This window comes from Microcoleus sp. FACHB-SPT15 (assembly GCF_014849525.1).
GTDB classification, from domain to species: domain Bacteria; phylum Cyanobacteriota; class Cyanobacteriia; order Cyanobacteriales; family Coleofasciculaceae; genus Symplocastrum; species Symplocastrum torsivum.
Genome location: NZ_JACJNU010000072.1, coordinates 1 through 11,855, shown reverse-complemented (window position 1 = coordinate 11,855; position 11,855 = coordinate 1). Strand labels below are relative to the sequence as shown.

Genomic DNA, 11,855 nt, shown 5'->3' with positions numbered 1-11,855 from the left:
ATTAATCACACTTTCTTTCCATGTCTCCCTACCTAGGGATGACAAATGCAGCAAGGCTCTAATGCTAGAATTCCCAGGACTCACAACAAAGGAACAACTTTTGCTCCACTCAAAAAAATTCTGACAAAGGGAGCAGGGGTGTATGAGGCATAAGCGATATTTGTAGTGGTTAATACATATTTTTTTGTTGAAGTATGAGCTTCAAGATGTTTTTATAAGGCAGATTTTCATCGTAGTATTCACATAGTGACTGCCATAGCGCTAGATGCGGTCTTGCCTGTGGGTGTTTGGCTAGAACTTGCTGAAATGCATCGAATAGTGCCAGGTGTTCTTATTCCTTTAATGATGCGATCGCAAACGCAACTGAGCAACTAATTCCCGCTAGGACAACAATCAATTCACAAACTACGCTGTTGAAGGCATCTACTGTCATCTTTCCCTAACAGCTTTGGCGACTGCTATATCAGAGAACACTAAGGTGGGCAGTTTGAGCAGTTAATTTCACTGTAAAAAAGTATAGAAAAATACAGTTCACGAACCCACAGACACTTTTAATGACTAGCTAATACTGAAGTTGTATTTTCAAGATGCCACTGATGCGCTTAGGCAAAAAGGTGAGGGATGAAAAGGCAAAGGAATGAGTCGTTCGTTTCCCCCTTAGCTTTTTCTTTTTCTCCTACTGTTATCGCTCTGGTACAACAGAATTCAACTTGGGATAAAGCGGATTCGCTCAATACTCTACTAACGCAACCAAGATGACCATCGGCACAAGCAACACTGAGGCGCAAACCAGTCATCCCACCAATCTACCTACTCTGCCTCAAGCACAGGGCGTTGCGCTGAGGTCTGTGACAAAGCAGTATGGCTCTGTGGTGGCGGTCGAAAATCTGACATTAGATATTCCGGCGGGTTCTTATTGTTGTCTATTAGGACCAAGTGGTTGTGGTAAAACTACGACACTACGGATGATTGCGGGTCACGAAGACATTAGCAGTGGCGATATTTTGATTGGGAATACTCGTGTCAATGATTTGCCGCCAGCAAAGCGGAATACAGCAATGGTGTTTCAAAACTATGCGCTGTTTCCCCACAAGACGGTTTGGCAAAACGTTGAGTTTGGCTTAAAAATGCGAGGCACACCAGAACGCGATCGCCGCGATCGGGTTGATGAGATGCTTGAGATTGTGGGTTTAAATAACTTTGCCAAACGTAAGCCAACTGCCCTCAGTGGAGGTCAACAGCAACGTGTAGCACTCGCAAGAGCCTTAGTAACCCGTCCCCAAGTGCTGCTTTTGGATGAACCTCTGAGTGCTTTGGATGAGTCATTGCGTGTTAAAACACGAGGCGAGTTGCGGAAGTTGCAGCGTCAGTTTGGGATGACGTTTATCCAAGTCACTCATGCTCAGGATGAAGCCTTTTCGCTCTCTGATCAAATTGTTGTCATGGATCATGGTCATATTGACCAAATTGGCACACCGCAAGAAATTTTCGTCGCTCCCGCCTCTCAGTTTGTTGCCAAGTTCGTTGGTGATAACAATATTTTTACGGGCAAGGTGAGTAATGCGATCGCAGATACCAACGGTTATGTCATCCAGTTAGAGGTTGAAGGCATTGGAACGCTGCTGTGTCGAGGACAATTTGCCCAACCTGGAGACAATGCGGCTTGCTGTGTACGTGCCGACAGAATGCACTTAGAGGTACAGCCAACTGCGGAAGGGCAAACGGTTCATAACCGAGTTTCGGCGCGAATTGTCTTTGTTGAGTTTACGGGTTACGTCACGCGAGTACGGCTTTTGGTGGAATCAACGGGTGCTGAGATTCTTTATAAAGTGCGATCGCATGATTGCATATCCCAACCTCTTCAGGAAGGACAAATCGTTACACTCAATTGGTCAACGGATGACTGTATTTTCTTACCCCATTAGGTCAAAAAGCTTGCCGCTTTTTCTTAGTAGCTGAGCTTGCCAAGAAACATCTTAAAATTCCATTTTTCACGACTGCTGATGTAGGCTAGCTGCCTCCTACGAAACCCTCCCTTCTCTTCATCCAACGTTCTACAACCATGCCTAAATTTACTCGTCGCGAACTAATCAGAGCCGGACTAGCAACTGGAGCTTTACTTACGGCAACTCAGTGTACTCGGCAGCAAACCACTCAACAGTCGAGTGGCGGTCCTACTGTTAATACCAATCAAATTAAAGATGTAACACTCCGGTTTATTGGTACGGGTGTCTCCCAAATCAATGAGATTTCTCAAAAAGCTCAAGAAGATTTGGGTTTTAAAATCACAACACGGGCTTTAAGTACTGATGAGAATAATCAAATCGCGATTACTCAGCCGAAGTCCTATGACATTTTCGATGGAGAATATTTCAGTTTGCCGTTAGTTGTTCCTTCCGGTAACTTGCAGCCAATTGATGTCAATAAAATCAAACTTTTTGACAAAATTGTTCCCTATTTCACAACGGGGAAATTTCAGGAAGGAGCGCCTGTTAATACATCTCAAGGAACGGCTCCTTTTAAAGTCATGTTCTTGAAAGGGCAAGACTCAACAGAATTCTCCCCCACTCCAACTGATTTCGCTACCCTAATTCCCTTCCAGTACAATGCCGATACGCTTGGCTATCGTCCCGATTTAACGGGTAAAAAAATTGAATCTTGGGGAGAGCTATTTGACCCAAAATACAAAGGCAAAACCTCAATTCTTGATATTTCTTCTATCGGCATTATGGATGCCGCTATGGTAGTTGAAGCCCTTGGCTTGATGAAATTTGGCGACAAGGGCAACATGACGAGGGAAGAACTAGATAAAATTACAGCAATTTTGATTGAACAAAAGAAAGCTGGACAATTTAGAGCCTTCTGGAAAGCATTTGATGAATCAGTAAACCTCATGGCATCTGGTGAAGTCGCACTGCAATCTATGTGGTCGCCTGCCGTCACGCAAGTGAAAGCTAAGGGAATTAACTGCATTTATGCCCCACTTAAAGAAGGATATAGAGGTTGGGGAGGCGGTATTGGGTTATCGAAGAACCTCTCAGGTATTTCACTAGATGCGGCTTATGAATACCTCAACTGGACTCTAGACGGCTGGTTAGGAGCTTTCTTAGGACGGCAGGGTTATTACAGTGCAGCGCCAGAGACAGCGAAGAAGTTTATGAAGCCGGAAGAATGGACATTTTGGTACGAAGGAAAAGCGGCTTCTGCTGATATGGTTGACCCGTTTGGCAAAACACTGGAGAAGAAAGGCTCAGTGCGTGATGGTGGTTCCTTTGAGGAACGCTTCAGCAAGATTGTCTGCTGGAATTCTGTAATGGATGAGCAGAAGTATCTTGTTCAGAAGTGGAACGAGTTTATTTCTGCTTAGAAGTTAGTGAGCATCCCGTGGTAACCCGTCTTTTAGGGGTGCAATTAATCAATGCTAAGATTCCCGACTTCTTGAATCAGTCGGGAATTTGAACAGCAATCTTTACTCTTAAATTCCAAGAAAAATGAAGTTAAAATCCCTACAACAGTATTTATTAATCACTCCACAAGTTTTAGTCTTACTATTGTTTTTGATATTGCCAATTATTACAATTTTTGTTATAAGTTTTTGGGACTTTAATGGCTATACAATGACACCAAGCTTTACCTTGGTTAATTATAAAGATATTTTTAGCCCAACTTATTTCGCCACGTATCTAAATAACTTTAAATTTACAGCGCTAGTTTGGTTATTTACCTTAGTGATTGGCTTTCCGGTTGCATACTTCCTTGCTTTTTATGTTAAGAGCTTGCGCTGGCAGATAATCTTGTTCTTGATTTGTACAATTCCCTTTTTGACCTCTAATATTATTCGGATGATTTCTTGGATTCCTTTTTTGGGAAGAGAAGGAATTCTCAATAAAGCTCTCATGTCTTTGAACTTAATTGATGCTCCTCTAGATATTTTCTTATTTTCAAATTTTTCAGTGGTCTTAGCAATGGTGCATCTTTATGTACTGTTCATGATTGTGCCAATCTTCAACAGTATGGTGCGGATTGAACCTTCGTTAATTAGTGCAGCACGAGATGCTGGGGCTTCTGGATTTCAAGTGTTGAAAGAAGTGATTGTACCTCTGTCTGCTCCAGGAATTGCGATTGGTTCAATTTTTATAGTGACGTTGGTGATGGGAGAGTTCATTACTGTGAGGCTGATGAGTGGTGGACAAACATCTTCAGTTGGATATTTGATGAGTAATCAAATTCGGAGTTTGCAGTATCCTCTAGCAGCTGCTAATGCTGTGATTCTACTAGTTATTACCTTGGCAATCGTTGTGGGGATTTTACGAGTTGTTGATATTCGCAAAGAGTTATAAGTAATGCGATCGCAAAAACGTTCTCTGTCTTTTTACCTACTTGCAGCCTTCTTCGGGTTGTTTGTCCTATTTTTGTATGGACCAATGCTTTCCATCTTCATTCTGTCGTTTCAAGGAGAAGAGGGAGGACTAACGTTTCCCATGAAGGGATTTAGTCTTTACTGGTTCTCTTCGGTATTTCAGACGCAGCGGATTGGAAACTTTATCGAACCCTTTAAGCGATCGCTTTTACTCGGATTCATTGTAATGTCCTTAACTGTCATCATCAGCGTGATGGCAGGACTAGCGTTCCGGCGCAAGTTCTTGGGTTCACGAGCGCTTTTTTACCTAACAATTTCTAGCCTGATTGTTCCTAGTGTTTTGATTTCCTTTGGCATTTTAGTTATCTTTAGCCAATTTGAGCTACCAACCCAGTGGTACTCATCTGTCTTGGGTGGGCATTTAACCTGGACAATCCCCTTTGCCTTTTTAATCATGATTGGCATTTTCAACCGTTTCAATCCTTCGTATGAAGAAGCAGCTAGAGATTTAGGGGCTACAGATGTTAAAACCTTTTGGGAAATAGTTTTTCCCTTGATTACTCCTAGTGTTGTAGGAGTAGCACTACTAGGCTTTACACTTTCCTATGATGAATTTACTCGTAGTGCTTTGATTTCTGGAGAGAACAACACCTTGCCGCTAGAAATTTATGGCATGACGACCAATGTTACTTCTCCGGCCTTGTATGCTTTAGGAACATTAACGACAGTGTTTTCATTTGTTGTGATTGCTGTTGCCGTTGTAGCGATTCAATTCTTCTCCCGTCGTCAACAGGAGTGAAAGAACCCAGCTTAATCGTTGGGATAAGAGACTGGGGATCGACGCTAAGAAGAAGCAGTAAAATTAAATAAAAAGGTGCTTGAAATAAAAGCCGAGGGCGGGGAATTATGGAAAGACGTGAATTTACAGACACTCTAGCCTGGACACCTGAAGCCAAAGCTAAGCTGAAAAATATTCCCTATTTTGTTCGTTCTCAAGCTCGGCAACGGATTGAGCATTTAGCTCGTGAGGCTGAGTTAGATGTGGTGACAGTGGAAATCGTCGAGCAGGCAAGAGTTGAGTTTGGGCAATAAGCGATCGCCCTAATCCTAAGGAATTTCTATGCAACGAGTTTAATACGAATGGCACTGACTTAAGAGTCTGGAAATAAATTTCCGGCTCAAGCTCAAGTGAGCTAAAGCTTATTGGGAAAGTCTTTCAACCCGTTTTAACGGGTTTTAGCTTTTAGCCCGTTCGCGTAAGCGTTCCTGAAGGGTAGTTTAGTTCAAGGCTTAAGATAAGTCGTAGAGACGTTCCAGAGGAACGTCTCTACAAGGTTATATTCAGCCAGCAGACGTAGAGTTAGCTTGTTGACGTGCCACCTCACCCATCACATCTTCTGGAGACTGCAACAATAAACCATACTCAATCCCCTCTACCACCGCCTGATAGGATGCCTCAAGGATATTAGTCGAGACACCCACCGTTGTCCAACGTTGATGCCCATTGCTGGATTCAACCAACACACGAGTCTTTGCCAATGTCCCAGCGCCACTATCGAGAATCCGCACTTTATAGTCTGTCAATTGAAATTGTGCAATCTCTGGATAGAAGTTTTGGAGGGCTTTTCGCAGCGCCGTATCCAGTGCTGAAACCGGGCCATTCCCTTCCGCCGCTTCCAGAATGTCTTCACCATTTACAGCAACTTTAATCGTGGCAACAGCGTTATTGTATTGAACGTTAGTTCCTCGCAGCATATCGCAATGAACTTGAAAGCCTTTTAGTTCAAATGGCTGTTTCCGATGTCCCAGTGCTTCTCGCATCAACAAGTCAAAGCTGGCTTCCGCTGCCTCAAATTGATACCCTTCACTTTCAAGATCTTTAAGGCGATCGAGGATTTGGCGACAAGTCGGGTCTTGTTTGTTGAGGTCATGCCCGAAGCTACGGGCTTTTGCTAAAACATTGCTCAACCCAGATTGGTCTGAAATCACAATCCGACGCCGATTCCCAACCTGTTCTGGTTCAAGGTGTTCGTAAGTTAGTGGATTACGTTCAACGGCTGAAACATGGATACCCCCTTTATGAGCAAACGCTGAGCGGCCAACAAAGGGTGCATGGTCATCGGGGGCAAGGTTAACCACTTCACTAATCAGTCGGCTAGCTTGGGTTAGTCTCCCTAACTGGTCATCCTCAATACATCTGTAACCTAGCTTTAACTGCAAATTAGGAATCAACGAACAGAGATTCGCATTACCGCAGCGTTCACCGTAGCCGTTAATTGTTCCCTGCACCATCCGCACCCCCTCCATCACCCCCGCTAAAGCATTGGCAACGGCTGTCTCCGAGTCATTGTGTGTGTGAATACCCAATTGAGGAGCAAAGGCTGATGGCTGGTTGCTGATAGCTGAAGCCTGAATCCCTACTCTCGTCTTCTCAACAACATCTCGAACAATTGGACCCACTTCATGAGGTAGAGTTCCGCCGTTGGTGTCGCACAGGACTAACCATTCTGCACCCGCATCCCTGGCGGTAATGAGAGTCTTGATTGCATAGTCGGGATTGCGTTTGTAGCCATCAAACCAATGTTCTGCATCGTAAATCACCCGACGACCTTGGCTACGCAGGTACTCAATCGTATCCTGAATCATCGCCAGGTTTTCTTCCAAGCTTGTATTCAGCCCTTCAGTGACGTGCAAATCCCAAGACTTGCCAAAAATGGTCACCCAGCGAGTTCCTGCTGCAAGAATAGGTTGCAACATTGGGTCAGTAGCAGCAGTAGTGTTAGGTCGTCGAGTCGAGCAAAAGGCGACAACTTCTGCCTGAGTCAACGGTTCTTCTTTGAGTTGCCAGAAAAATTGCACGTCTTTGGGATTTGCCCCTGGCCATCCCCCTTCAATAAAAGGAATCCCCAACTGATCTAGTTGCTTCGCTATTCGCAACTTGTCTTCTAGTGACAACGACAATCCTTCACGCTGGGAACCATCCCGTAGTGTTGTGTCATAAATCCAGAGGGGGTTTGATTCTTGCAAGGTCATGGGCAGGGAAGAAGAATGGAGTTCGGCACCCGTCATAGTGGCTTTCGTGGCTATTCAAAGAAGTCAGCTTTCTTGTTCACAGTTTGTAAAGAAATATAAACTGTAGAATGAAAGCAAAAAAGGAATTGGGAGATTAGTGAATGCCTAAAGTAACAGCTCAAGGGAAGACATTTGAATGTGATTCAGGCAGTAATCTCCGTAAAGTTCTATTAGAGCATGGCATTGAGCTTTATAACGGCAATGCCAAAATCATTAACTGTATGGGTATTGGTACCTGTGGCACTTGTGCAGTTCAGGTAGAAGGGCAAGTTTCAAAACCCAATTGGAAGGATAAGGCAAGGCGATCGCTTCCTCCCCATTCTCCCACAGCCAATCGTCGCTTAGCCTGTCAGACGGAGGTTCTTGGCGATATCAAGGTGACGAAATTTGAAGGCTTCTGGGGGCAAGGCACACAGACGGTGTGGACACCAGAAAGCTAATTTTCCTTTACTCATGAAAAGCTCTAGAAATAATAAAGAAAAGAAGTTTTAAGCCGTGTCACCAAATCTTCAAATTCCATCAGAATCAAAGCAACCTAACTTATCAATTTTTCGTATTTCTCCTCTAATTCGCCTCACGTTAATGGCGCTTTATCTGGCACTAACGATTCCTTTACCCTTTCTCTCGCAAGTATCATCTTCACCTGTACCTCCAGTAGTACTGTGGGTAGGAATTGGGTTGGGAGCAACAGCGCTTTTTGGTGCCTTAAGTGAACGGGTGATTGTGGATGAGGAAAAAATTCAGGTTGCTTATCCCCGTTGGGTTCCTCGTTTCTTTCGCAAAGGTTGGTCGTTAGCCTGGGCAGATGTGAAAGATTTGAAAATGCGAACGACGGGTCAAGGGGGGATGGTTTACTACTTTATCAGCCAGTCCTTAGAAAAAGCCTACTTGCTGCCGATGCGTGTGGTCGGGTTTGCACGGCTAGTCAAGCTAGTGGAAGTGCATACTGGGATTGATACAACAGATGTTCGTCCTTTGGCACAGCCTTGGATGTATCTGATTCTGTTGGGATTTACACTGTTGCTGTTTCTCGTAGATGGATGGACGATTTGGACAGCTTTGACTCAAGGTTTGCTGACGTAAAAAGGGCGGACTCCTCGCAATTGCAGCTAAAGCAGGTAAGCCTTGTAACCTTAATTGGAGGCAAGATTACAGGCTCACCTATATTAACGGATATTTCTTTTGAGGTTTTCGGGGGCGATCGCATTTGTCTGATTGGTCCCTCTGGTGCTGGCAAAACCTCACTATTGCGGCTCTTGAATCGGCTGAGTGAACCGACAAGTGGAGCAATTTATCTAGAAAATCAGGACATTAAGAAAATTCCTGTCATCCAGTTGCGACGACAGGTTATGCTGGTTCCTCAAGAACCAAAGCTCTTAGGAATGACGGTTAAAGAGGCACTTGCTTACCCTTTAATGTTGCAGCAGTTACCCAAACAGGAGATTTCGCTGCGCTTAGAGGCTTGTCGGGAACAGGCGCACATCCCCGCCGATTGGCTAGAGCGAACCGAGTTACAACTTTCTGTAGGTCAACGACAACTTGTTGCGATCGCACGAGCTTTAATTACTCAACCCAAAGTTTTACTACTTGATGAGCCAACATCTGCTCTGGATGCTGGCATCGCCTCTCATGTTCTGGCTGTGTTAACTGACTTAACCCTTCAGGGCAAGATGACAATTTTGATGATCAATCATCAGCTAGATATGGCTCAGCTATTTTGTACACGGGTATTGTATTTGCAGGAAGGTCAGCTACTTCAGGATGCTCCAGTTACCCAGATAGATTGGAAGCAGTTGCGAGAAACCCTAGTTCAAGCAGAAGCTAAAGCCTCCCAAGAGTGGATTTGAGAGGTTGGTTGTTAGTTGTTAGTTGAGCTTCCACTTACAACAACTACCTTCCTACAAAAGATTACCAATCCCTTATAAAGCTACGGCACATCTAATTGGCATTCAGGTAGCCGTCAAGAGCCTACCATGAACGGATTTTCCCTTTTTGACTTTTGACTTTTGACTTTTGACTTGCCTAACGCCACTCATCCCAGTTTTCATTGAAAATTGAGGTGTCTGGAAAAGCTGTGGGATTGCCTGTCTTTTCCAAGCGTTGCCGCAGAACTCGCAGTTGGGGTTCTTGTTGCGGAAGTTGATCAGTTAGCTGGTAAGGTGCTATGCCTGTCTCCAAAGCAAATGCTGCCGTAGTTCCAGCCGCCGCGCCGGATGACCATTCAAAGGAATGCACTCGATAGGCTGCTGCTGCGATGTGACTCGTGGCGATACTCTTTCCAGCAACCAACATATTGTCGATTTTCTGGGGAATCATCGCTCTGAGGGGAATTTGGAACGGATAGGCTTGTCCTGCGCCCTGTCGCTCCCCTTCACGCTCTGTATTATTAGGAGCTTCAGGTGGAGTTTGGGTCATGCAGGGGTGAAAGTCGATCGCATAATGCCCAATCCCCACAGAATCAGGATAAATCGAGGAGCGAGTACGCCTCATCACCTCGTCAGGTTGCTTCTGTCCGCCAATAATTGAGAGGGCTTCGCGTCCAGCTAAGGCTGTCCGTAAGTTGCGATACATTTCAGGGGAGAGCGTCTGACGGTAATAATCTTCCTTATAGTCACGCCGAGAGATGTCGATTTCCCAAACTGTAAAGCCTTCAGGATAACCATAGGCTGGGCGTCCAATAATCCGCCGTCCTTCTCGCATATAAGGGTACTTAGACAAACCGTGGACTGTTCCCATTGGGGAATCTAACCCAGATAAGTAGCGGTTGTTGGGCTGCGGCTTTTTCACGCCATCACCCAACTGGGAATCAGTCGTTCCGGCGACAAGCCAGTGAAAATAGCCTTGGGAGATTTCTTCACCTTTGCGTAGACTGTCTGCGCGTAAGCCACCCATCCAACCACCAGGGGACAGTTGACCTGTGGCTTGCAACTGTTCGCGAGTAAAAGCTAAGTTATCCTCAGCATTGCCGGGACGATAATCATTACCCCAAGTCCAGTTTTGCATTGAGATGTCTCTGGGTGCCGGAGCGGTGAAATTCACACCACCAAATTTTGTTGGTTCACCCTCTCCAGGACTCCAAATGCGGCGATAGGTAAATACCAAGCCAAAGTCAGCTAGTCTCTGTAGTTCATAGCTGTAGTAGGGTTCATATTGAGGATAAAACGAAGGCATTCTGTGTGTCTGCGGTTCCTCGGTGGCTTCCATCGCAAAGGTATAGGTAAAGCCTTGTGTGCAATAGGGATCATTTGTGGTGCTAGAGGAGGACGGTTCCAGGTGAGAGCGGGGATCTATACCAAGACGGTAAGGAACGTCAGCTAGAGCAATCATTTCACCCGTTTCAGTTGCATCAACAACGTACCAGTTCGGGGCATTTCCTTGCCCTTGCTGTTGCCTTTGGGGAACGAAGCGAACAATGCTTTTGTCAAAGCGGGATGAGTTTTCGTACCGATACGAATCTTCAATCGTTTGAGAGAGGGATTCGGTGTTGAGGGGAGGCGCACCCGCAGCAGGTTTATGCTGAATTGCAATTGCGCCTTCGATTAAATTTCCGGTTGAGTTGATATTGAGTTCCTTGACTACAGTTGAGGGGAACCATTTGAGTTGTCCTTTCCCTCGCTTCGCTGCATCCTGCAAGGTATCAAACAGTAGGTTGTGAGCATCACGAGGAAGAAAGCAGGATTCACTTACCCAACAGTCTCCAGGGTTGAGTTCCCCATATTTACGTTGAATTCGTTCTCGCAATTCTAGGTAGCCACGGGAGTAAAATAAACGCGATCGCTGAGTTGGTCGTTCATCGAGTGCGGAGGTTCCCTGAGATGAGATTTGTCCACCTACCCAGTCAGTAATTTCAGTTAGGCAAACCGTTCGTCCTGCTAGCAAGCCTTCGTAGGCAGTAGCCGCACCTGCTAGTCCGCCGCCAACTACTAAAATTTCACAGGTTTCTTCTTTGTCTGGATTTCTCGGTGGTGCAGCTAGAGTAACTGGAGCAAGGGATGTTAGAGTAACTAAGCTTAGAGTAAAGCTAATAAGCGATCGCTTCATAAGTTGAGAATAGACAGTCGTATCTTTTGCTACATTAAACAAGAGTGTTGACGCTGCCATCCTCCAACAAGTTCATTCTGGTGTAGAAAATTGAGGACTGGCGTATAAAGCTACTCTTGACAGTACTGGCTTTCTTTGCACCCTTATCTAAATTTCCTTCCTGATACCCGCTTTACTAGCTAATTAGAGCCTATCGACTGATGTAGCCCCACTTGTCGCCAACATTAACAGCGGCTAGCCCTTCCGAAAAGCTTCTTGCATCTCTATATCCCTCTTCTGTCACTCTCCGAAATACGAAGTAACAAGAAAGCCAAACTATCCATCAGGAAAAAAAGGTTGAAATTGATTCATGGCATGAATTAACTCGTGAAAGCCGAGCAAC

Annotated in this window: 12 protein-coding genes; 9 read left to right on the top strand and 3 right to left on the bottom strand. The window is 45.1% G+C overall.

Annotation, left to right across the window (positions count from 1 at the left end):
- Positions 1 to 246: 246 nt before the first annotated feature.
- The 6 genes from H6F98_RS34310 (at position 247) to H6F98_RS32080 (ending at position 5,452) form a co-directional block, all read left to right on the top strand.
- A complete protein-coding gene (locus H6F98_RS34310; RefSeq protein WP_277927637.1) occupies positions 247 to 375 on the top strand; it encodes a hypothetical protein in 129 nt (42 codons plus the stop codon).
- Positions 376 to 755: 380 nt separating this feature from the next.
- Positions 756 to 1,925 (top strand): ABC transporter ATP-binding protein, encoded by a 1,170-nt coding sequence (locus H6F98_RS32100; protein ID WP_192222803.1) that lies wholly within the window; start codon positions 756 to 758, stop codon positions 1,923 to 1,925.
- A gap of 137 nt (positions 1,926 to 2,062) precedes the next feature.
- Complete coding sequence (locus H6F98_RS32095) at positions 2,063 to 3,367, top strand: PotD/PotF family extracellular solute-binding protein (RefSeq protein WP_192222802.1); 1,305 nt, start codon at positions 2,063 to 2,065, stop codon at positions 3,365 to 3,367.
- 124 nt (positions 3,368 to 3,491) lie between these two features.
- The gene (locus H6F98_RS32090) at positions 3,492 to 4,340 is read left to right on the top strand and encodes an ABC transporter permease (protein ID WP_192222801.1); all 849 of its coding nucleotides are present in this window, start codon (positions 3,492 to 3,494) and stop codon (positions 4,338 to 4,340) included.
- A 3-nt stretch (positions 4,341 to 4,343) separates the two neighbouring features.
- Positions 4,344 to 5,159 (top strand): ABC transporter permease, encoded by an 816-nt coding sequence (locus H6F98_RS32085; RefSeq protein ID WP_192222800.1) that lies wholly within the window; start codon positions 4,344 to 4,346, stop codon positions 5,157 to 5,159.
- Positions 5,160 to 5,266: 107 nt separating this feature from the next.
- Positions 5,267 to 5,452, top strand: a complete 186-nt coding sequence (locus H6F98_RS32080) for a PCP reductase family protein (protein ID WP_192222799.1) — start codon at positions 5,267 to 5,269, stop codon at positions 5,450 to 5,452.
- 249 nt (positions 5,453 to 5,701) lie between these two features.
- On the opposite strand, the gene cimA is transcribed toward H6F98_RS32080, so the two are convergent.
- A complete protein-coding gene (gene cimA / locus H6F98_RS32075) occupies positions 5,702 to 7,393 on the bottom strand; it encodes a citramalate synthase (RefSeq protein ID WP_192222875.1) in 1,692 nt (563 codons plus the stop codon).
- 140 nt (positions 7,394 to 7,533) lie between these two features.
- On the opposite strand from cimA, the gene H6F98_RS32070 reads away from it, so the two are divergent.
- From H6F98_RS32070 to H6F98_RS32060, 3 genes are all read left to right on the top strand, one after another.
- Entirely contained in the window at positions 7,534 to 7,872 is a 339-nt protein-coding gene (locus H6F98_RS32070) for a 2Fe-2S iron-sulfur cluster-binding protein (protein WP_192222798.1), read from the top strand.
- A 142-nt stretch (positions 7,873 to 8,014) separates the two neighbouring features.
- Positions 8,015 to 8,515 carry a hypothetical protein gene (locus H6F98_RS32065; RefSeq protein WP_396814362.1) on the top strand — a complete coding sequence of 167 codons (501 nt, stop codon included), beginning with the start codon at positions 8,015 to 8,017 and terminating at the stop codon, positions 8,513 to 8,515.
- Complete coding sequence (locus H6F98_RS32060; RefSeq protein WP_192222796.1) at positions 8,473 to 9,279, top strand: ATP-binding cassette domain-containing protein; 807 nt, start codon at positions 8,473 to 8,475, stop codon at positions 9,277 to 9,279. The genes H6F98_RS32065 and H6F98_RS32060 overlap by 43 nt, the downstream gene beginning before the upstream one ends.
- 175 nt (positions 9,280 to 9,454) lie before the next feature.
- Here the strand turns inward: H6F98_RS32060 and H6F98_RS32055 are convergent, their stop codons facing one another.
- Positions 9,455 to 11,533, bottom strand: coding sequence for an FAD-dependent oxidoreductase (locus H6F98_RS32055; RefSeq protein ID WP_396814296.1), 2,079 nt, complete (start codon positions 11,531 to 11,533; stop codon positions 9,455 to 9,457).
- 130 nt (positions 11,534 to 11,663) lie between these two features.
- Positions 11,664 to 11,756, bottom strand: coding sequence for a WG repeat-containing protein (locus H6F98_RS34740; protein WP_396814293.1), 93 nt, complete (start codon positions 11,754 to 11,756; stop codon positions 11,664 to 11,666).
- Between the last annotated feature and the right edge of the window lie 99 nt (positions 11,757 to 11,855).